The organism is Halogeometricum pallidum JCM 14848, assembly GCF_000337095.1.
GTDB classification, from domain to species: Archaea; Halobacteriota; Halobacteria; order Halobacteriales; family Haloferacaceae; genus Halogeometricum; species Halogeometricum pallidum.
In genome coordinates, this window is record NZ_AOIV01000041.1 from 78,994 (window position 1) to 99,520 (window position 20,527).

Annotated in this window: 16 protein-coding genes and 1 pseudogene; 8 read left to right on the plus strand and 9 right to left on the minus strand. The window is 68.5% G+C overall.

Annotated features, from left to right (window positions below):
- Positions 1–118: 118 nt before the first annotated feature.
- The 3 genes from C474_RS16690 to C474_RS16700 form a co-directional block, all read right to left on the minus strand.
- Positions 119–778, minus strand: a complete 660-nt coding sequence (locus tag C474_RS16690) for a helix-turn-helix domain-containing protein (protein ID WP_008388943.1) — start codon at positions 776–778, stop codon at positions 119–121.
- A 381-nt stretch (positions 779–1,159) separates the two neighbouring features.
- Positions 1,160–2,854 (minus strand): histidine kinase N-terminal 7TM domain-containing protein, encoded by a 1,695-nt coding sequence (locus tag C474_RS16695; protein ID WP_008388945.1) that lies wholly within the window; start codon positions 2,852–2,854, stop codon positions 1,160–1,162.
- A gap of 189 nt (positions 2,855–3,043) precedes the next feature.
- Positions 3,044–4,813, minus strand: a complete 1,770-nt coding sequence (locus C474_RS16700; protein ID WP_008388946.1) for a nitrite/sulfite reductase — start codon at positions 4,811–4,813, stop codon at positions 3,044–3,046.
- Positions 4,814–5,317: 504 nt separating this feature from the next.
- Here C474_RS16700 and C474_RS21785 point away from each other — a divergent pair.
- From C474_RS21785 to C474_RS16710, 3 genes and pseudogenes are all read left to right on the plus strand, one after another.
- Positions 5,318–5,638, plus strand: a pseudogene (locus tag C474_RS21785) (transposase); the annotation flags it as partial.
- Positions 5,639–5,669: 31 nt separating this feature from the next.
- On the plus strand, positions 5,670–7,814 hold the full coding sequence (gene nasA, locus C474_RS16705; RefSeq protein ID WP_275039820.1) for an assimilatory nitrate reductase NasA: 2,145 nt from the start codon (positions 5,670–5,672) through the stop codon (positions 7,812–7,814).
- A 534-nt stretch (positions 7,815–8,348) separates the two neighbouring features.
- Positions 8,349–9,647 carry an MFS transporter gene (locus C474_RS16710; RefSeq protein ID WP_193363661.1) on the plus strand — a complete coding sequence of 433 codons (1,299 nt, stop codon included), beginning with the start codon at positions 8,349–8,351 and terminating at the stop codon, positions 9,645–9,647.
- A gap of 118 nt (positions 9,648–9,765) precedes the next feature.
- Here C474_RS16710 and C474_RS16715 read toward each other — a convergent pair whose 3' ends face one another.
- The 3 genes from C474_RS16715 to C474_RS16725 form a co-directional block, all read right to left on the minus strand.
- A complete protein-coding gene (locus C474_RS16715; RefSeq protein ID WP_008388953.1) occupies positions 9,766–10,155 on the minus strand; it encodes a hypothetical protein in 390 nt (129 codons plus the stop codon).
- Positions 10,156–10,248: 93 nt separating this feature from the next.
- Positions 10,249–11,235, minus strand: a complete 987-nt coding sequence (locus C474_RS16720; protein ID WP_008388955.1) for a hypothetical protein — start codon at positions 11,233–11,235, stop codon at positions 10,249–10,251.
- 185 nt (positions 11,236–11,420) lie between these two features.
- Positions 11,421–11,894, minus strand: a complete 474-nt coding sequence (locus tag C474_RS16725) for a redoxin domain-containing protein (protein ID WP_008388957.1) — start codon at positions 11,892–11,894, stop codon at positions 11,421–11,423.
- Positions 11,895–12,128: 234 nt separating this feature from the next.
- On the opposite strand from C474_RS16725, the gene C474_RS16730 reads away from it, so the two are divergent.
- Complete coding sequence (locus C474_RS16730) at positions 12,129–12,875, plus strand: CPBP family intramembrane glutamic endopeptidase (protein WP_008388958.1); 747 nt, start codon at positions 12,129–12,131, stop codon at positions 12,873–12,875.
- A gap of 123 nt (positions 12,876–12,998) precedes the next feature.
- Here C474_RS16730 and C474_RS16735 read toward each other — a convergent pair whose 3' ends face one another.
- Positions 12,999–14,813 (minus strand): cation:proton antiporter, encoded by a 1,815-nt coding sequence (locus C474_RS16735; RefSeq protein WP_008388959.1) that lies wholly within the window; start codon positions 14,811–14,813, stop codon positions 12,999–13,001.
- A 93-nt stretch (positions 14,814–14,906) separates the two neighbouring features.
- Positions 14,907–15,704 carry a helix-turn-helix transcriptional regulator gene (locus tag C474_RS16740; protein ID WP_008388960.1) on the minus strand — a complete coding sequence of 266 codons (798 nt, stop codon included), beginning with the start codon at positions 15,702–15,704 and terminating at the stop codon, positions 14,907–14,909.
- A gap of 429 nt (positions 15,705–16,133) precedes the next feature.
- Between C474_RS16740 and C474_RS16745 the strand changes: the two genes are divergently transcribed.
- The 4 genes from C474_RS16745 to C474_RS16760 are packed head-to-tail and all read left to right on the plus strand — an operon-like array spanning position 16,134 to position 19,531.
- Positions 16,134–17,072: a DUF4129 domain-containing protein gene (locus C474_RS16745; protein ID WP_008388961.1), complete on the plus strand. Its 939-nt coding sequence runs from the start codon at positions 16,134–16,136 to the stop codon at positions 17,070–17,072.
- Positions 17,069–17,686: a DUF7269 family protein gene (locus tag C474_RS16750; protein ID WP_008388962.1), complete on the plus strand. Its 618-nt coding sequence runs from the start codon at positions 17,069–17,071 to the stop codon at positions 17,684–17,686. The genes C474_RS16745 and C474_RS16750 overlap by 4 nt, the downstream gene beginning before the upstream one ends.
- The gene (locus C474_RS16755) at positions 17,683–18,951 is read left to right on the plus strand and encodes a DUF58 domain-containing protein (protein ID WP_008388963.1); all 1,269 of its coding nucleotides are present in this window, start codon (positions 17,683–17,685) and stop codon (positions 18,949–18,951) included. Before C474_RS16750 ends, C474_RS16755 begins: the two co-directional genes overlap by 4 nt.
- A 46-nt stretch (positions 18,952–18,997) precedes the next feature.
- Entirely contained in the window at positions 18,998–19,531 is a 534-nt protein-coding gene (locus C474_RS16760; protein WP_049917158.1) for a DUF7519 family protein, read from the plus strand.
- Positions 19,532–19,600: 69 nt separating this feature from the next.
- Here C474_RS16760 and C474_RS16765 read toward each other — a convergent pair whose 3' ends face one another.
- Positions 19,601–20,485: a halocarboxylic acid dehydrogenase DehI family protein gene (locus tag C474_RS16765; protein WP_008388966.1), complete on the minus strand. Its 885-nt coding sequence runs from the start codon at positions 20,483–20,485 to the stop codon at positions 19,601–19,603.
- Positions 20,486–20,527 lie beyond the last annotated feature (42 nt).

The following is a 20,527-nucleotide window of genomic DNA, read 5'->3' on the forward strand; positions in this document are numbered from 1 at the left end:
CCCATCCGTCTCTGCGGATGAGTAGTGATGCGATTCTTCCTGTATGAACCTTCACCTTGTATGTACAACCCTATTCTTATATTCCGGCTTCTTCCTCCCTCATTCCGACGCAACGTTCTCAGCGCTCGTCGTCGTCCACGGAAGAGAGCGTCTCGCCCAGGATGCAGTTGATGCCGCGTCGGATTCGGGAGCCGACCGCCTGCTGGCTGATTCCGAGCTTCGAACCAAGTTCGGCCATCGTCACGCCCCGCGGCGTGTCGAAGTAGCCGCGCTCGTACGCCAAGACCAGCGCCTCGCGTTGGGCGTCGGTCAGTGTGGCCTCCGCCGACCGCTGCCGCGGGGTGAGCGAGTGGAGTTCGGTCATCGTGACCGGCACGCTCCACTCCTGACAGCGGTCGTAGAACGCGGCGACGTCGTGGCGCTTATCGCCGCGTATCCGGAACAGCCACCGCTCGCTCGTGCCGACCGCTTCGAGGAGCGGAACGCGCGTCGCGGCCAGCGCGCTCAGAACGCCTCGGTAGGAGGGGTCCCACTCGACGCGCAGGAGGTACTGGTCGTCGACGGCGTCCACGAGTCGGAGGCTCCGCACGCCGGGGTGCGAGGAGAACGCCGCCTCCACGTCGTCGACGCACACGCCGTACACCCACGCGTACGGTATCAGCACCTCATCGTTCGGAACGACCCGTTCCAACTCCACGGTCGCCGCCGGGAACTCCTCGAAGATGCTTCCCAGCGGGAACTCCGTGGCGCGGACCGTGAACGTCGCCTCAGTCGCCATTACTCGCCGGTCGTCGAGCGTTGACGGGCGGACGGTCGAAGAGAGCGGTGACCGCTCGCGTTCCCCCGCGCGGCGGGGGGCCGAATCGGATACAGTCTGCGTTCGGAAAGGAAATCGAGGCGGCAGAGAGCGTGCTGACCATCGAACCTACTCACTGTACAGTGATTAGCCACGTAACGAGCAGCTTTCCGTGTGAAAGGTGTTTAAATACCACCGACGTCGCGGTCGCGCTGTCGGTCAGTTTTCTCGGTCGAGAAGGGGAGTCGCGGCGACGGGAATCCCGCGCTCCTCACCGCGCGGTTCCACCCGCCACCGCCATCACCGACGCACGTCGTGCGCTCGCGACGCGCACTTCCGAGGACCGGGCGCCGTTCGCCGCCCTCACCGGCCCCCGCCGGTCGGGAGGCGAAGCGCCGCCGTCGCGTCGCCGTCGAAGTCGAGTTCGCAGCCGACGAGTTCGGCGCCCCAGCGGACCACCCAGAGGTCGAGGCTGCTGGCGTGAGTGAGCGCCGTCTCGGTGCCCGCTTCGACCGCTTCGACCTCGTGGGACGGGAGCGGTCCGGACCCACGGAATTCGAGGCGGCGAAAGCTCGCGTCCGTTCCCGCCCCGCTCTCGGATTTCGCTTCGACCCCGTCGATCAGGCGGATGACCACGTCGCCGCCGACGTACTCCTCGATGGCGCTCAGCAGGCGGGCCGCCGTCGTCGTCAGGAGGCGAGCGTCCGTCTCGACGACGGCGTCGGGGTTCACCTCCACGGCGGCGGCGTGTTCCACGCCGGCCGTCGCGACGGCGTCCGAAACGACGTCCCGGAGGCGGACCGACGCGCGTTCGACGTCGGCGCGGTCCACCACGCGATCGACGGCGCGCGCGTCCTCGGCGAGTCGGAGGAGCTTCTCGGCGGAGCGCGAAGCGGCCGCCAGTCGCCGGTCGCGGCCGCCGTCGGTCGGCAGTTCGGTCTCCTCGCGGGCGAGTTCGAGGTTCCCTAAGACCACGTTGAGGTCGTTTCGGATGTTGTGTCTGAGGACGCGGTTGAACACGTCGAGTCGCTGCTCGCGGCGGCGCTGGACGGTGACGTCCTGAAAGAGGACGCTGTAGCCGACGGGTATCCCGCTCGGGTCGACGTGTTCGGAGGGGCTGACGGCGAAGTCCCGGGGGACGCCGTCGACGCGGGCCGTGATGGTCTGGTCGGCCGCAGCGAGGTCGATATCGGACCCCACCACCTCGTCGAGGCCGGTTTTCAGCGCCGCCCGCTTCGAGGTTCCGAACGCGTCGGCGGCGGCGGGGTTGAGGTCGACGACCCGCCCTTTCGGGTTGACGACGACCACGGGCGATTCGAGGTAGTCGATGGCCGTCTCGTCGACGACGCGTCGCGTCGTGGGGTTGTACTCGAAGATGTCCGTGGCGAAGACGGCGTAGCCGTCGGCCAGCACGTGCGGGATGAACGCCAGCGGCATCAGGTTCAGATACGGGTACGGCCCCACCTCCGCGAGCCACATCACCTCCGCCAGTCCGGGCGGGATGGTGCTGAACACGATGGCGAGCGACTCCGCGCGGTACAGCGAGTAACTCGCCGCCGTATCGAGGAGTACGACCGCCGCGACGCCGACGAGAAACAGCCCGAGACCGACGAAGGCGACGCCGCCCGGGGCCGCGCTGTAGGTGGCGCTCGACAGCCCCAACACGGACTCGACGCGGAAGTTGGTCCAGAATAGCCCGTGCGTCCGGTTCGTCGCCAGCACCACGGAGATGACGAACGGGAAGGCGAACAGCGCTCGGAACCACGGGGTGCGGACGAGGTGACCCCGACCGCTGTACGAGAGCGTGAACGCGAGGAAGGCGACCACTTGCACGGCCAGCGCCGTCCACGCAATCGTCTCCAACAGCTCTCGGAGCGCCGGGTCGAAGACGAGGTAGGAGACGCCGACGGTGGCGCAGAACACCGCCTGACTCCCCAGCGTCGCGGCGAACCACTTCGCGCCGGGGCTCCCCCGGTAGGTGAGGAGCTTCCACCCCAGCCCTGCCGACCCGACGGCCGCGAGGAACGCGCCCGCGATGGGCCAGAGCGCGACGCTCATCCGGTCCGGGCCCCACCCGACTCGTCCCCGACCATCCCGCCTTTCGCTCCGGCGCCTCGGCGGACGGTCCCCTCGTCCCAACTCATCTCTGCCTCTCTATTCGTCTCGGAAGTAATAATCCTCTCCCTGAATTATCAGTTTCTATATCGGAGCGGTCTGCACCGGGGCGAGGCGAGAGGGGACGGGTGGTCAGTCGTCCGCCGAGATGGGGTCGCCGCTCGCGTCGGTCGGCGCGGGACTCTCACCGTCGTCGAACGGGTACCACGACTGCTTCCCGTCGGTGAGACAGGGGTCGACGTAGTCGGTCTCCTCGGGTTCGGCGAACTCGACGAGCGCCTCCTGACCGGTGGCTTCGACCCACTGTCTGAACGTCTGGCCGTTCTCGCGGTGGGCGGCGAACGCTTCGAGCAGGTTCCTGAGCAGGCCGGGCACCTCGTCGGCGGGAACGCGCTGGCGCACCCACTCGACGAACGTCGGTTCCGGACCGATGCCGCCGCCGACGCCCACGTCGAGCGCCTCCACCATCTCGCCGTTCTTCCGCGCTCGCATGCCTTGGAACCCGATATCGGCGGTCAGCGCCTGCCCGCAGTCGGCCGTACAGCCGGAGTAGTGCATCTTGATCTGCGAGACGTCGTCGGGCAGTTCGACGTTCGCGCGCAACCAGCGCAGCATGACCGCCATCCGCGCCTTCGTCTCGGTCAGCGCGAGCGAGCAGAACTCCGTGCCCGTGCAGGCCATCGCGCCGCGGGTGAAGACGCTCGGTTCGGGGCTGTGCGTCTCCAGCAGGTCCGCGGCCAACAGGTCGTCCAGTTCGGACTCGGGGACGTCCACGACGAGCGGGTTCTGCCGGCGGGTGAGCCGCACGGCGCCGGAGCCGTGTCGGTCCGCGAGGTCCGCCAGTTCGATGGTCTCGGCGGCGGTCAGTCGACCGACCGGCACCGAGAGGCCGACGTAGTAGCCGCCGTTCTTCTGCTCGTGGACGCCGACGTGGTCGTGCTTGCCCGCCTCGTCGGGGCGCCCGGCGTTGTAGGTGTACTCCTCCCGGAGGTTCGTCCCCTCGCGGTCGAGTTCGAAGTCGACGTACTCCGCCTGGAGCAGTTCGCGGATCTTCTCCGTTCCCCACTCGTCGACGAAGAACCGGCTTCGGTTCTTCTGGCGGTTCTCCCGGTCGCCGTGCTCGAAGTAGAGCTCTACGAACCCCCGCACGACGGCGTACGCCTCGTCCGGTTCGACGAAGATATCGAGACTCTGCGCCCGCCGCGGTTGGCGCCCGCCCAGACCGCCGCCGACGCGCACGTTGAATCCGCGGACCGCGTCGCCGTCGACGGTCTTCTCGGCGGGTTCGAGTCCGATGCCGTTGATGGAGTCCTGCGCGCAGCCCTCCCGACAGCCCGTGACGCTGATGTTGAACTTCCGGGGCATGTTGGCCAGGTCGTCGTCGCCGCGCAGTTTCTCCGATATCTCGTCGAGCACGGGTTGGGCGTCGACGAACTCCCGGTCGTCGCGGCCGGCGACCGGACAGCCCGAGATGTTGCGCATCGTGTCGCCGCCGGCCGAGCGCGAACTGACCCCGACCGACTCCAGTCGCTCCCATACCTCGGGGATGTCCTCCAGTTTGAGCCAGTGGAGCTGAACCGACTGGCGGGTGGTGAGGTCGATCCAGGCGTTCCCGAACTCGGGATTCTCGACCGGGCCGGCGGCGTAGTCGCGCGCCACCTCGCCGATGGCGCGCAACTGGTCCGGTTCGAGCACGCCGTTCGTGTTGGCGAGCCGCATCATGAAGTAACTCTCCTGACCCGACCGGTGGTGGAACACGCCCCAGAACTTGAACCGGGAGAACCACATCTCCCGTTCGTCCTCGGGTATCGACTCCCACCCGTCCTCGGCGAACTCGAGTATCTTCTCGCGGACCTCGTCGCCGTACATCCCCGCCTTCCACTCTTCTTTCTTATTCGCCATCGGCCACCTCCGAACTGGTCGTTCGGAACACTATAACACAGAAGTTGGGTGTTTGATTCATTAACAGATACAGACACCCACACCCACGCATAAAATACTGGTCCTTTAACAAATATACAAAATCGTCTCTCGAACTCGACGGACCGAAAACGCGGGGCGGGGCACCGGATATTTTTCGAGACTATCTGAGAGAATTTTTATTTCGGCGTTCGGTCCGTTCGAGAACTGACGATGTGCAACGGGACGGGCGGGCGGCCCCGTCCCCGAGAGACGCGGCGGCGTTCGCGTCGCACGCGGGAACCCTTAGCCACGCAATACAATATAATCACTTTTAGGCCCTGCTGTTGTCTTCATAGCAACAGCTATTGGGCGAGAGAGGAGACGGAAACACAGTCAGCGAGCGTAACAGTGGACGAACGTTTTATTCAAAACACCATGATAGTCGTCGACGGAATCCTCGCCACCCGACCATGACAAATAGACAAGCGCATGCCCTCGCCACAGTTTATCGACCGGTTGGCGTGTACCGCCGAAGAGTTCGGCATCACAGTCGAAGCGCGATCAGAAGCGTGGACGAGTCGGACGTGTCCGAACTGCGGGTCGACCGACCGAACGATTCGGCATCAGGACACGCTCACCTGCGAGTGCGGCTTCGAGGGCCATGCGGACCTCACTGCATCAGAGTCGTTCCTGAGGCGGCAGACAGCCATACCACGGCCGATGGCACGGCCCGTGCGATTCGAGTGGGACAGCCACGAGTGGCTGGAGTCACAACGCTCTCTTCGTCCCAAAGAAGTGCGCACGAACCAGAGTATCCACGGCTAGGAAAAAGTCGCTCACGTGGAGGGTGGTGCTAATGCCAGACCCCGAACGCGAGGATTCCCGCGCCTTTAGGCGCGGGAATAATGTCAATGATTCGAAACCAACCACCTGTATGCGATGTGCGGTCGGATGCGGCTACCTTCAAGCGGGCGCGGCCTCCGGTCAGGGCGTCGCCGACGTGTCCGGTCACGCGGAGCATCCGACGAGTCACGGCGGCACTTGCGGTCGCGGCGTGCGCGAGACGGTCGACCCCCGGGGGGAACGACTCACGACGCCGCTGATACGACGGGGGGATAGCTTACGGCCGACGGACTGGGACACCGCCCTCGGCGTCGTCGCCACCCGCCTCATCGAGGCGATTCGCGAGAGTCCGAGCAACGTCGCCGTGCTGGGAAGCGGCCAGCAGACGAACGAGGCGGCGTACGCGTTGGGGAAGGTCGCCCGCGGCGTCTTCGGGACGCCCCACTACGACGCGAACACGACGCTGTGCATGGCGTCGGCCGTCACGGCGTACTACCAGGCGTTCGGGAGCGACGCGCCCCCGCCGACGTACGACGACATCCCCGAGGCGGACACGCACGTCGTCTGGGGGGCGAATCCGGCCGTCGCCCACCCCGTCCTGTACCGCTGGCTCGCCGACAGCGCCCGGGCGGACGGCGGTCGGTTGATCGTCGTGGACCCGGTGTCGACGAAGACGGCCGCGGACGCGGACGTGCACGTCCAACCCGACCCCGGCACCGACCTCGCGTTGGCGCGCGCCGTGCTCGCGCACGTCGTCGAGTCGGGCGCGGTGGACGAGGCGTTCGTGGACGCGCACACCGAGGGGTTCGAGCGGATGGTGGAGTCGCTCCCGGACGCCGAGACGGCGGCGGCGACTGCGGGCGTCCCCCTCGACCGGGTTGCGGCGGTCGCCGCGGCGCTGGACGCGCCCACGATACTCTACTGGGGGATGGGCGTCAACCAGAGCGTGCAGGGCACCGCGACGGCGCGGGCGCTCATCGACCTCTGTCTGGCGACGGGGAACCTCGGCCCCGGTTCCGGTCCGTTCTCGCTGACCGGACAGGCCAACTCGATGGGCAATCGCGTCTGCGCCTCGAAGGGGACCTGGCCCGGACACCGGGCGTTCACCGAGGGGGCCAACCGAGAACGGATGGCGAAGGTCTGGGACGTGCCGCTGACCCGCCTCCCGGACTCCTCGGGGCCCGGATTCGTGAGCATCGTCGACGGCCTCGCCCGCGGCGACATCGACGTCTGCTGGACCGTGGCGACGAACCCCGTCGCCGGCATGCCGGACGCCGGGTACGTGAAGAAGGCGCTCGACGACGCCTTCCTCGTCGTGCAGGACGCGTTCCGCTCGGACACCCTCGAGTGCGCCGACGTGGTGCTGCCGGCGGCGACGTGGGGCGAGACCGAGGGGACCGTGATGAACATGGAGCGTCGCGTCTCCCCGGTGACCGCGGTGACCGACCCGCCGGGGTCGGCCCGACAGGACATCGACATCGTCGCGGCCGTCGGCAACCGCATCCATCCCGGCGTGTTCGAGGGTCCGCCGGTGGACCCGGAGTCGGTGTTCGACGAACTGCGGGAACTGACCGCCGGCACGACGGCCGACATCTCGGGGATAACGTACGACCGCCTGGAGCGGGACCTCGCCGTTCGGTGGCCCGCGCCCGACGCGGACACCGAGGGCGGCTATCGGTACTACGACGACGGGGCGTGGTCGTTCTACACCGACTCCGGCCGCGCCAGGTTCTCGACCGCGGTGCACAGCGCCGTCCCCGAACCCGTCGACGAGGAGTACCCGCTCACGCTCACGACCGGTCGGCGCTCGGACGCCTACAACACCGGCGTTCGGACGCGCGACAGCGGCGAGAGCGAGAAACCCACCGCGCGGATGCACCCCCAGACCATCGCGGACTGCCTGCTATCGCTCGACCGCGGTGAGACGGTCATCGAGTCGCGCCGCGCCAGCGTCGCCGTCGAGGTGGCCCCGAGCGACGGCGTCCCGCCGGGCGTCGTCTGGCTTCCCATCCACAACGCGGCCGCCAACGAACTGACGCTGTCGACCGTCGACCCGGAGTCGGCCGAACCGAACCTGAAGCAGTGCGCCGTCGCGCTTCACCCGCCGGAGCGGACGCGCGCAGAGCGAGAACGGAATACGGCGGTCCTGCCGACGTAGACAGACGCCGCCGACGACGACGCGCCGCTACCCTGCCGCGCCGGACGGCCGCTCTCGACGTCTCTTTGCTTCACCCCGTTGACGCGGACAACCGTCGCGCGACCGACACGCCGAGCGGCGCGACCACCCGGCGTACTCGCATCCTCATGGTTGTTCATAAAATTAAACTGTGATTGTCGATTCTAAACTAGATCGTCCAGTGATTGTCCGACAATTCATTTCAACTCCCAGAAATAGAATAATAACCCGGTTCGAGCGCCTAATTGAGAAACTCGTCTCTCGAATCATCTGACCGGTCGTTTGTCAACCGAATATCTTATTAAGTACCCATGTATGGCACGGAACTGTAATGGAGTGTAAGAACAGAAGATTTAGGACGGATTGCGTACAGGAGTCGCAAGCCGCACCGGTCGGTCGGTGGACGAACCGGCACGTCTCGGCGGGTTCGCGTTCGGTTCGGTCGGGTGCCGTGCTCGGCCGGACGGGCGTCGAGAAGCGGACGGCGGAGTGTCGCAGATGAACAGTCCGATCAAGATGACGAAGTACCGGACGCTGCTGCTCGCCACCGTCGGATTCAACTTCTCGTTTCTCATCTGGTTCTCCTTCGCGCCGTTCACCGGCCCGATGGCCGAGGAGTTCGGCCTGTCGCTGACCGAAATCGGCATTCTCGCCAGCGCGGCCATCTGGCTCGCGCCGTTCGGCCGCATCCTGACCGGGTGGCTCTCCGATAAGTTCGGCGCGCCCACGGTGTTCGCCATCGTGCTGGGCTACGTCGGCGTCTTCTCGATGGCCTCGGCGTTCGCCCAGTCGTACACGGTGTTCTTCGTCGAACGCCTCATCGTCGCCACGGCGGGCATCACGTTCGTCATCGGCATCCAGCACGTCTCCGAGTGGTTCGATGAGGGGGAACTCGGCACCGCCGAAGGCATCTACGCCGGTATCGGGAACGCCGGCGCCGCGGGTGGCGCGCTCATCCTTCCGCGCGTGTTCGGGTCGGACTGGAGCGGTCCGCTGTTCTCGACGAACTGGCGCGCCGCGTTCTTCTACACCGGCGTCGTCTCCATCGCCCTCGGCGTCGTCTACTTCGTGTTCGGCGAGGCGGCCAAGAGCGACGCCAAGCGGCAGGCGACGAAGGACAGCACGAGCTTCAAAGGCTGGTTCTTCACGGCCACGCGGTACGGCACCGTCGTCCTCGCCCTCGCGTACGTGATGACGTTCGGCCTCGAACTGTCGATGAACGGGTGGCTCGCCACCTACTACCGCGAGGGGTTCGACACGAACAACCTCGTCCTCGCGAGCACGTTCGCGGCGACGTTCTCCGTCGCCGCCGGCCTGCTCCGCCCCATCGGCGGCTACGTCAGCGACGTGCTGGCGCGAAAGGAGAAAGACATCCTGCCCGTGTTCACGGGCCACTACCGCGAGCAGTGGACGTTCGTGACCCTCTGTTTCGTCGTCCTGACGATGCTCGGGATGACCGCCGCGGGCCTCACCGGTCGGGTCCTCGTCGCCGTCGGCGCCGGTTTCCTCGTCGGCACGGCCTGTGCGCTGGCCGAAGGCTCCATCTTCGCGCAGGTTCCCGCGATGTTCCCCAACAGTTCGGGCGCCGTCGCGGGCGTCGTCGGCGGTATCGGAACCGTCGGCGGCATCGTCTACCCCCTCGTCTACTCCGCGCCGTACCTGCCGAACCTCCACACCGGCTACTCCGTCGTCGCGGTGTCGATGGTCCCCATCGTGCTCCTGACGGCGTGGGTGTTCCAGCCGAAGATAGCCAGCGTGGCCAATCAGGCCGGGTTCGTCGGCCGGCAGGAGACGACAGTGACCTCCGACGACTGAGCCGAACGGGGATTGCGCTCCGTCTCCCCTCAACCGTCTCGAATCGCGGGCCGTTCGATTTCCGTCCGCTTTTCTTCCGTTCGTTCACGCGCGCCGCGCGCCGCGACTCGTACCCGGTTCAGAACTGCTCGGCGGTGTCGACGCCGATGACGACGCCCGCCTCGTCGTTCGCGAAGCCCCCGTCGGCGTCGGCCGTGGAGGCGAACGTCAATCGCGCCTGTTCGGCGTGGGCGCGGTGGACGGCCTCCGCCACGTCGTCGTCGAACGAGAAGTCGGCGATTACCTCCTCCCACGACGAACGGGGGACGCGGTACGCCCGCACGTCGTCGACGGTGACGTAGTCGCCCTCTCGCTCGAACGTCGAGTGCTGACCGAGGAGGGCCGCGTTGAACTCGACCAGCGCGTCCGCCAGGTCGTCGGCGTCGACGCCCGTCTCGTCGGCGGCGCGATGTACGACCGCGTCGTCTATCGGCGCCTCTCGCGTCTCCGAGGAACTGTCGTCTGACATCTGACTGGTCGGGTCGACGGCGGCCTGCCGGTTCGGTCTTTCGGCCCGACCGGTCCGACGGTCGGGTCCGCCGCCCGCCTCGACGACGGCGACTCACCCCTCGTCCGCCGTTTCGAGCGCGAGTCGGTACTCGTAGTACGCGCCCCCGTATCGGAGCAGGTCTCTCGGCGGGTAGTCGTTCGCGCCGCCGTCCTTCGTCACGTTCCCGTCGATGTACGCCCGTTCGTCCAACCGCTTCAGCACGGAGACGAACGCGTCGGGGAACGGATGCTCGGCGGTGTACCCCTCACCTCGCGCCCGCCGGAACACCTCCCGTTCGGCCTCCGAGAGCGTCTCAGGGTCGATTCGCGCGCCGACGAGGCGTCCGCGGAGCGCCTCCTCTATCCCCGCCTCGGAGTCGGCGACGGGGTCGGCGTCCGGGCGGTAGACGGCCTCGTGGAACGTCTCACGGGCGACTTCGACCCGCCAGATGCGGTCCCTGTGGGCGACCCGCGACGGGCCGTCGTCGGCGAGGAGTTCGCTCTGGTTCGCAGTATCGTCGTCCCGATAGACGTAACCGCCGCGTTGGACGAGTCCCCACGGAACGCCGCCGGCGTTGCCGCGGGCGCGCGCCGCCATGTACGCTATCTGGACCGCGCGCTGGTCGACCTTCGGCAGGTCGTCTCTCTCCACGTACGTCGACTCGTCGGCGTCGTCGGTTCGCCCCGCCTCGTGTAGTCGTAGGACGGGGTGTGTCACCTCCTCCTCGCCGACGACCACCTCGTCGAGGCGGTAGTACGTTCCGTTCAGTTTCGCCCACGCGGGGTCGGGTCCCGGGAACGGCTGTCTGCGCTGCGTCGCGTCCTCGGTGCCGTTCACGGCCGCCGCGAGGGCCGCCTCGTCCCACGGGACGCGCGTCTCGTTCAGGTCCCGAACGTACTCCTCGCGGAGCGTCGAAGCGCGGTCGTAGAGGCGAAACGTGAGCGTCGCGGCGTCGCCGTCGGTCGTCTCGGACAGCCGATCCGCACAGCCACTCACGGCGGAGAGGCCGACTGCGCCGGCGAGTGCGAGGAGCCGTCGTCTGGACGTGGTGGAGGGCATTCGGTCTTCAGGTTCGACCAACACGTCAAGTATCTTCGGTATGTTCGGAGCGCTCCAACGCGAATCCCCGCGGGAGTCCGGGTCGGTCGACCGAGGGTGCGTCGCCACTGTCGAGGTTTCGCGTCGAAAAAGGGTGCTGTGTCGGGGGGTTGCGAATCGACCGGCATCCGCGCTCTCGTCTCGAATCAGGCCGACTGGACGGCGTCCAGCAGTTCCTCGTAGTCGGGTTCGTTCTCGGGGGAGTCGGCCTCCCACGCGTACGAGACGGCGCCGTCGTCGTCGACGACGTACACCGCGCGGTTGGCGACGCCGTACAGACCGAGGTCGCCGATGTCGGTTTCGAGGTCGTAGGACCGAATCGTCTCCCGGCCCATGTCGCTGACGAGGGGGAACGACAGGTCGTACTCCTCGCGGAACGCGTTGAGCGAGAACGGCGAGTCGGCGCTCAGTCCGTACACCGACGCGCCGGCGTCCTCGAACTCCTCGGCGTGCTCTTCGAGGGCGGACATCTCGTTGGAGCACGGCGGCGTGAACGCGCCCGGGAAGAACGCGAGCAGGACGGGACCGTCGCCGACGGCCTCGGACAGCGAGAACTCCTCGACGTCTCCGTTCGCGACCTTGTTCGTGAACTCGGGTGCGTCGTCGCCTTCTGAGACCATACCCCACCTTCGGGCTCTCGGGCGGATAAACCGTCGACAGGACGTCGCTCTCGCCGCCAGCGGGAGAGCTATATGTCGTCCGTAGACGGACCTTGAACGTTGTTGCCGGGACGGCGACCGTTCGGTCGGGACCCGTCGCTCACCGCACCCCGCGTCAGCACGCGTCTATGTGCGTTCAATACCTGAGCCGACGTACAGTGCGGTACCTACGGAACTCCTCCGCGGGAAACCATCATGAGTACTCACTACCCCACCGTCGAGACGAACGGCCCGCGCGACGGGCGCGCAATTCGCGCCGTCTTCGTCGCCGTCGGCCTGTTCGCCCTCGGCGTTCTCGCCAACCTAGTCCTGAGCGTCGCCGTCGCGGTGCCCCTGTTCCTCGCGGGCGTCGGCGTCACTTCGGCCGCGGCCCTCGTACTGCTGACGCTCGCCGGCCAACTCGGCTTCGCGGCCGTCGCCGTCGGCTACCTGCGGCGCTGGCTCTCCGGCGTACCTGTCCGCCGGCTCACCGGTTCGGACGCGCGCGTCGTCGGCCTCTACACCGTCGCCGTCCTCCTCGTCGCGTTCGGGTTCACGGCGCTGAGCGCCCTCCTCCCCATCGAACCCACGACGAGCGTCGTCGGCGACGTGGCAGCCTCCGCCCCCTGGGTGCTGCTCGCGTTCGCCGCGCTCTCGGTGCTCGTCGTCGCCCCCGCCGAGGAACTGCTGTTCCGCGGCGCCGTCCAAGGGCGACTCCGACGCGCGTTCGGCCCCGTCGCGGCCGTCGTCGTCGCGGGACTGCTGTTCGCCGCCATGCACGTCCTCAACTTCGGCGTCCTGAACGCCGGTGCGGCCGTCGCCCTCGGCGTCATCTTCCTCGTCGGCGCTCTCCTCGGGTGGGCGTACGAGCGCACGGGCAACCTCCTCGTCCCGATGGCGATTCACGGCGTCTACAACGCCGTGCTGTTCGGCGTCGCGTACCTCGCGGCCGTCCTCGCCTGAAACATCACCGCGCTCGACGGCGCTCTCGAAAAGAAGACCCTCGCAGACTCGCGTATCGGTCCGGGTAGGTTCGACCGCACGCGCCGTTCGAGAGGGAGTTCTACCGTCCTCGTCAGGTTTCCCTCACTCGCTGCCGGTGCCGCGGCCCTCTGCGTTGGAGTCGTCCCGTTCGTCGTCGGTGCTCGGCGTCCGCTCGTCCCCCTTCATCGACGGGAGGTCCATCTCCGGGTCGTGGGTTATCTCCTCTTTCTCCGATTCGCCGAGCACCTCGTCGCCGACGGTCAGTCCGAACTCCTCGGCGCGTTCGCGCCAGAACTCCCGGTACCCCTCGTGTTCGACGTCGCTCGTCACCGTCGTCTCGCCGCGTTCGACGCGGGCCTCCTTCTCGCGCACCTCGGCGATGAGGTCCTCGGTGAGGTCCCTCGATAGCTGGCCGCTCAGTTCCGCTTCGGTGATGGCGCTCTCCTCCGCCTGGAGGATGCGCGCCTCGCCCTGCAGGAGTTCCTGTTTCAAAAGCGAGGGCTCGGCCTCCAGCAGCGCCCGGATGACGTGGTTGAGCTCCTTTTTCTCGCGGCCGTACTCGCGTTGGAACCGCTCGTACACGTCCGTCCGAATCAGGTTGCGGTCGTGAAGTCGCTCCGCCTCGTCGAGCGCCTCGTCGACGGCCTTCGCTCGGGTGAGAAGCAGGCTGTAGAGCTTCTGTTCCTCCCCGGAGGTGCGGACGCCGACGGTACGGAGGAACCACTTCATCGAGAGCCCCTGCACGACGAGGCTGAACGCCGCGATTCCGAAGACGAGGACGCGCATCTGTTGTCGCGGCCCGACCGACTCGGGGAGACCGAGGACGAGGGCGATGGGGATGGAGCCGTGGAGGCCCCCCCAGACGAGGACGTGCTGGTACTTCCGTGAGACGTTCGCGTTGCTCAGTCGGTTGACTATCCCGGTGAGGGGGTAGACGGCGATGGCGCGCGCGGCGAGGACGAGGACGATGGCGGGAATCAGCACCTCGATTTCGGCGAGTATCTGCCGGATGGGCGTCTTCACGCCGAGGAGGACGAAGATGAACGTGTTGACGACATACGCCGCCGTCTCCCAGGTGTTGAACACCGCGGTCTTCGTCTGCGGCGACATGGCGTACTCGCGGCCGCGGTTGCCGATGAGGAGGCCGGCGGCGACGGTGGCGATGACGCCGCTGACGTGCAGGTAGTGCTCGGCGACGAGGAACGCGCCGTAGGCGAGCACGACCGTCAGAACGATTTCGGTCATGTGCTCGTCGAGGTTCGCCATCACGCGGTAGATGAGATAGCCGCACGCGAGGCCGACGACGGCGCCGCCGCCCGCGGAGACGATGATACCGCTCACGAGGTCCGTGACGCCCGACAGCGTCGCGAGGTCCGCGGCGCTCTCGCCCGCCTCGACGAGGGCGAGCAGCGCCGAGAAGATGACGACGGAGATGCCGTCGTTCATGAGGCTCTCGCCCTCCACGAGGACCGAGAGCCGTTCGGGTGCGCCGACCTGTTTGAACAACGAGAGCACGGAGACGGGGTCCGTGGGGAGGATGATGGTGCCGAACAGGAGCCCCATCAGGAGCGTGTAGCCGAGCAGGCGTGTCGAGACGACGCCGACGATGATGATGGAGAGCGCCAGCCCCACCGTTGCCATCACCGCCATTACGGGGAAGTTCGCTCGGAACTCGTCGATGTCAGTCGTCGCCGCGCCCTCGAACAGGAGCGGCGGGAGGACGACGAGTAGGATGATGTCGTGCGTCAGAGTGATGTCTATCCCGAGGCCGACGATGGAGGCGGCGAACCCGGCGAGCAGGAGCGCGATGGTGTACGGGACGCGCCCGATCTTCGCCAGTAGTGCGCCGACGCCGCCGGCGATGAGAAAGACGGTCAGGAGGTCGATGAGCTGTTGCTCGATTCCGCTCGTCGCCATTGGTCGTAGTTCTGGACGGCGACAGTTAGATGCGGCGGCCCTCGTGCGCATCGTTCACGTGGTGAACGATAGCCTCCGTCCCGGCGCCGCCGTTCAAGGCGACCGGGTGGACGCTACGTCCTCGACGGGCGTCGCGTCCGCCCAGACGTGGTCGAAGAGGTCCGCACCGAACGCCGCGGCGGCGGCGGTGTCCGCGACGAGTTCGGTGCTCGGGTCGTACGTCCCGTCGAGTCGGGGCAACGAGAGGAACGTTTTCTCGCCGACCACCGCCAGGGCGAACGACACGTCGGCGACGCGAATCGAGAGGCTCTCGGGGACGGGGACCACCGCCGCGTCGTGGCGGCGAATCTCCTCGACGACGGCGTCGGTGACGAGGAGTCGTCCCGGTCGGTCCGCGCACACCTCGCGGAGCGTCCGCCCGAGATTCGGGAAGTGGACGGGTGAGACGACGGACATGGCGTCGGCGTCGAGGAGGTGTTCGTGGATGAGACGCACCGCTCCCCCGGGGTCGGTCTCGGAGGCGCGAAACACCTCCGCGTCGGCGAGTTCGCCGAGGCGAGCGCGGAAGACGTCGGGGAGCGCGCGCACGTCGTGCGTCTGCCAGTAACAGGGGTCGGCCGCGAGCAGCGTCTCTAACTGTCGCCGGCGTTCCACCGCGTCGGCGACGACGAGTCCGAGACCGGTGAGGCGGAAGCGGCCGTCGACGGTCTCGATGAGGTTTCGCTCCCGCAGGTCGTTCGTCGCGGCGTACACGCCGGACTCGCTGGCGTCGAGTGCGGCGCAGAGTTCGCGGGCCGTCCGCGCCTCCGACCGCAGGGCCGCGACCACGGACTCGCGGGTCCCCGAACTCGTGACGTACTCGACGGTTCCCCCCTTCCGACTGTCGGTCACGTTCGCAGCGTCGACGCGGTCCGAACTAAACCCAGCGGTCGGCGGTCGATAGTCGACGGACAGTGGGCAGCGGTCGGCGGATTTCCACCCGTCCGAACGGGTGGAAGCCGGGTTCGATTCCGGGAGGGCCGAAGGAACGCAGGAAGGGCGGACGGCGACTGGCGGAAGTCGAACCACGGGGTCTCGGGTCCCGGCGAACGCACCTGTTGGGGTTCGTACCCGTCGGGACGGGTGAGTACAGGACGCTGCCCCACTTGAACGTTTATCAAATATGACAGCAATCTTCCGGCTCGATTCGAAATTTCCAGTCGTACTGGAGCACCGGTACGCTCACCGCGAGGGTGTAAACGGACGACTCGACCGGATTCGACGGACCGAGAACCCGTCAGCCTCGAAACGCATTTATCATGAGTCTCGGTATGTCGTGTCGTGGATAGAGACGCCGCCCGCACCGTCGGCCTCGCCCTCCTCGCCGTCCTCGCCCTCGGCGTCGCGGCGGCCACCATCGACACCGCCGTCACCGGCGGGAGCGGCGGGTTCGGCGGGGGGACCAGCGGCTCCGGTATCGGCCCGTCAGACCAAGGCGACATCGGTCTCTCGGAGACGCAAAGCGGCGGCGGTGCTCCGATCATATCGTTCTGTCTCCCGATACTGACGAGGCCGGCGGTGATGGCCGGACTGCTCTTCGTGTTCGTCGCTCTGCTGGCGTTGGTGTACTACGACACCCGGTCGCTGCTCCCCGTCACCGCGGTGGGCATCACGTTCGGCCTGCCGGGGTACGTGCTCTGGGTGCTGTTGACTACCTGCGGTCCCCTCAACTTCGGCGGCGCCGGGACGGGAGCCAGCAACGGGTCGTTCTCGCTCCCGGAGGGGGGCGGCCAACTCGGCGGGTCCGGCGAGGGCGCCGTCTCCGCGCCGACGGCCGTCTTCGGCGTGCTCCTCGTCCTCGCCCTCGTCGGGGCCGTCGCCCTCCTCGTCCTCTCGACCGGCGACGACGACGCGGCCGGCCGCGAGACGGTCGCAGAAGCGGAGGACCCGGACGTCGATGTGGGCGAAATCGGGCGGGCGGCCGGCGCCGCCGCGGACCGCATCGAAGACGACGCCGACGTGGGCAACGAGGTGTACCGCGCGTGGACGGAGATGACGGCCCTCCTCGACATCCCGAACCCGCGGACGAGCACGCCCGGCGAGTTCGCCTCGGCCGCCGTCGAGGTCGGGATGGCCCGCGAGGACGTGGACGAACTCACCCGCCTGTTCGAGGAGGTCCGGTACGGCGGCGAGTCGCCGACCGAGGACAGGGAAACGCGCGCCGTCACGGCGCTCAGACGCATCGAATCGGCGTACGCCGACGCTGAGGACGGCCCGTGAGAACCCGGTCGCTCGTCGCGGGCGTCGGCGTCGCCGCCGTCCTCGGAGGACTCGCGGCCCTCGCGGGGTTCGTCGTCCCCGGCCTGAGCGCGACGTTCGTGTTCGTCACTATCGTCGGCATCGTGGCCGGCGTCCAGGGCCTCCGCTACGCGCTGGGTCGCCGGAACGTCGACTACCGCTCGACCGATACGGGCGACCCCGAACTCCGCTACCGGGTGCCGACGCCGGGCGACGACGTCGACCGCAGACTGGTCGGCGCCGGCGGGTGGAGGCGGACGGGGGCGTCGAACCTCCGGACCCGCATCCGGGAAGTGGCCATCGAGTCCCTCGTCCTGCACGACAACTGCTCGCCCGAGGCCGCCGAGGAACACGTCGAGGCGGGGACGTGGACGGACGACCCCGTCGCGGCTCGTTACCTCGGCGCGGACGTGCCGCTCTCGTGGGTGACGCGACTCAGTCTCGTCGTCCGCGGCGAGTCGTCGACGCCGGCCCGCGTCTCCCGGACCGTCGCGGCCGTCGAGGCGATACACGACGGCGACGACTCGGTCACCGAACGGAGGCGAGAGCGGGGACGGGACTCGGCGGCGGACACCGTCGGGGAGGGCCGCCCGTGAGGGATATCGAGACGAACCGCTGGACCGGCATCGAGGGGGCGGCCCTCATCGCCGGCGCCGCGGGCGTCGTCCTCCAGCAGCCGTCGCTGCTCCTCGTCGCGGGCGTCGGCGTGGCCTACACCGCCTACGCGTGGCTCTCCGACGCGCCCGACCCGCGACTCGACGTCGAGCGGACGCTCTCGGAGACGACGCCGGACACCGAGGAGGAGGTGCGCGTCACCGTCACGGTCACGAACGCCGGCACGACGCTCACCGACCTCAGGCTGATAGACGGCGTCCCGCCCGCCCTCGAGGTGACCGACGGCTCCGCGCGCCTCGGCACGGCGCTCCGACCGGGCAAGTCCGCGACGTTCTCCTACTCCGTCGAGGCCGTCCGCGGCGAACACGTCTGGGAACCGCTCCGCGCCGTCGTCCGCAGTCCGAGCGCCGAACGGGAACACAGCGAGACGGTCGCCTCGACGGAGGAGACGACGCTCCGGTGTGCGCCGTCGCTGGAGGCCACCTCGGACCTGCCGCTCCGGGGGCTGACGACGCAGTACACGGGTCGGGTGGCGACGGACGTCGCCGGCGACGGACTGGAGTTCTACTCCACCCGCGAGTACCGCCGCGGCGACCCGCTCAACCGCATCGACTGGAACCGACGCGCCCGAACCGGAGAGATGGCGACCCTGGAGTTCCGCGAGGAACGTGCGGCCACCGTCGTCCTCGTCGTCGACGCTCGACGGGAGTCGTACGTCGCCGGGGAGGCGGGCGGACAGAACGCCGTCGAGCGCAGCGTCGACGCCGCGACGCGGGCGTTCTCCTCGCTCCTCGACAGCGGCGACCGGGTGGGCGTGACGGCGCTGTCGCCGCGGGAGTGCTGGCTCGCGCCGGCCACCGGCGCGGACCACCGCACGCGCGCGAGAGAACTGTTCGCGGCGAACCCCGCACTGGCGCCGACGCCGTCGGACGAGCCGTACTACCCCATCGTCGCCCTCCGCCGCCTGCGCCGCCGGCTACCGTCGGACGCGCAGGTGCTGTTCTTCTCGCCGCTGGCCGACGACCTCGCCGTCACCGCCGCGCGGCGGTTAGACGCCTACGGCCACCTCGTCACCGTCGTCAGCCCGGACCCGACGACGGGCGATACGACCGGTCATCGACTCGCGCGCGTCGAGCGACGGAACCGCCTCGCCCGCCTCCGACGGGCCGGACTGCGCGTCGTCGACTGGGGGGAGCGACCGTTGGCGACGGAACTCGCCCGCGCCGGACGGCGGTGGTCGCGGTGACCCGTCCGGCGGCGGCCGCGACGGTCCTCCCCGAGGGGTGGTCGGCGTGACCGAGATAACTCGGCGGCCGCCAGTGGCGGGCGTCTCCGTCGCCCTCCTGGCCGCCGCGTTCGGGTTCGCGGGCCTCGGCGTCGCCTCGGCGGGTGCGCTGGTGCCCGCCGGCGTCGGCGTCCTCGTCCTCGCGGTGGGGCTGTTCCGCGCCTCGCGCCGCGCCGTGACGGTCGGGGCGACGGCGCTGTTCCTCGGCGTCCTCTACGCCGGCGCTCGGGGCGGAGCGACCGAACCGATTCTGCTCGGTGCGCTCGGAACGGTCGTCTCGTGGGACGCCGCCGAGTACGCCATCGGCGTCGGCGAGCAACTCGGCCGCGGCGCGGACACGACGCGACTGACGCTCGTCCACTCCGCGACGACGCTGGCCGTCGGCGTCGTCGGCACCGCCGTCGCCTACTCGGTGTCCCTCTCGGTCGGCGGCGGCCAACCCGTCGCGGCGCTCGTGCTGTTGCTCCTCGGCGTCGTCGCACTGGTCGCGACGCTCCGCGGCGGCGCGGACGACGGCGGGTCGAACCGAACCCGGCGGTAACCGTTTTCGGGCCCGGACCGGTCCGGTCCAGTTCGGCGTTCGCCGCGGGCGTCGAGCGCCGGTCGGCCGTCAGTTCAGGTCGCGTTCCCCTTCCGCGTCCACCGTCGCGGCGAAGACCGGAAGCGCCGGTAGGACGGTCTCGACCGGCCCGGACGCGAACTGTCTGAAGAGGTCCTGCATCCCCGTCACGGTGTCCTCGTCGAACCCGGCCCGTTCGAGGTCGTCGGGGCCGAGTCGCGGGCGGTACGGCGCGGCGTCCACGAACGACGCGACGCGGTCGTCGGTTCGCTCGTACGCGCTCTCGAAGGCGTCGCCCTCCAGTCGGGGACCGACGTCCGACCACATCCGCTCGAAGAACGAGGGCCACTGCGCGAGCGTTCGGTAGATGCTCGGCAGTTGGTCGTCGAACCCGTGGAACGACTGGACGTCGTCGACCGTCCCCGTCAGTTCCTCGGGCACGTCTTCGAGGTCGCGTAGCGTCGGCGCGCGCCCGCGGTCGCGGTCGAGCCACTCGGGGAACGGTTCGGTGGCCGCCCGTTCGTCGACGGGATTCTCCCCGACCGGTTCGTCGTGGAGCGCCCGGTCCATCGTCTCGAACAGCACGGCCAACCGCGGCGCCACCACGTCGTAGGTGGCGAGTTGCCCGCGGAGTTCGCGGTAGGACGCCGGCGAGACGCCCGCCTCGTTCGCTCGGTACGTCGGGAGCGGCGTCTCGGCTTCCAGTTCGTCGAGGACGGCGCTCCGGTACTCGACCGTCAGCCGAGCGAACGCCCGCGTCTCGAAGAGGGGCTTGACCTGTCCCCACGCGTACCGCGTGAACTCGGGTTCGTTCGCCATCGCCGTCCGGAAGATCCAGTTGACTATCGGCGCGCGGAACGTCCGCTTGATGTCGGCGTAGACGCCGCGCCGCCACCCGCGGGCGTCCATCTCGTGGAGTTGCTCGTCGGTGTCCATGGCGGCGTCTCGGAGAGGAGTTACATAGGTGTCGTGCCCGAC

What these genes read in the sequence shown, in the direction of transcription:
- C474_RS16710 (WP_193363661.1), top strand. Translation starts at nt 8,349, where the DNA reads ATGACGAAGTACCGGACGCTGCTGCTCGCCACCGTCGGATTCAACTTC.
- C474_RS16715 (WP_008388953.1), bottom strand. Translation starts at nt 10,155, where the DNA reads ATGTCAGACGACAGTTCCTCGGAGACGCGAGAGGCGCCGATAGACGAC.
- C474_RS16720 (WP_008388955.1), bottom strand. Translation starts at nt 11,235, where the DNA reads ATGCCCTCCACCACGTCCAGACGACGGCTCCTCGCACTCGCCGGCGCA.
- C474_RS16695 (WP_008388945.1), bottom strand. Translation starts at nt 2,854, where the DNA reads ATGAGCGTCGCGCTCTGGCCCATCGCGGGCGCGTTCCTCGCGGCCGTC.
- C474_RS16725 (WP_008388957.1), bottom strand. Translation starts at nt 11,894, where the DNA reads ATGGTCTCAGAAGGCGACGACGCACCCGAGTTCACGAACAAGGTCGCG.
- C474_RS16765 (WP_008388966.1), bottom strand. Translation starts at nt 20,485, where the DNA reads ATGGACACCGACGAGCAACTCCACGAGATGGACGCCCGCGGGTGGCGG.
- nasA (WP_275039820.1), top strand. Translation starts at nt 5,670, where the DNA reads ATGCCAGACCCCGAACGCGAGGATTCCCGCGCCTTTAGGCGCGGGAAT.
- C474_RS16700 (WP_008388946.1), bottom strand. Translation starts at nt 4,813, where the DNA reads ATGGCGAATAAGAAAGAAGAGTGGAAGGCGGGGATGTACGGCGACGAG.
- C474_RS16735 (WP_008388959.1), bottom strand. Translation starts at nt 14,813, where the DNA reads ATGGCGACGAGCGGAATCGAGCAACAGCTCATCGACCTCCTGACCGTC.
- C474_RS16690 (WP_008388943.1), bottom strand. Translation starts at nt 778, where the DNA reads ATGGCGACTGAGGCGACGTTCACGGTCCGCGCCACGGAGTTCCCGCTG.
- C474_RS16730 (WP_008388958.1), top strand. Translation starts at nt 12,129, where the DNA reads ATGAGTACTCACTACCCCACCGTCGAGACGAACGGCCCGCGCGACGGG.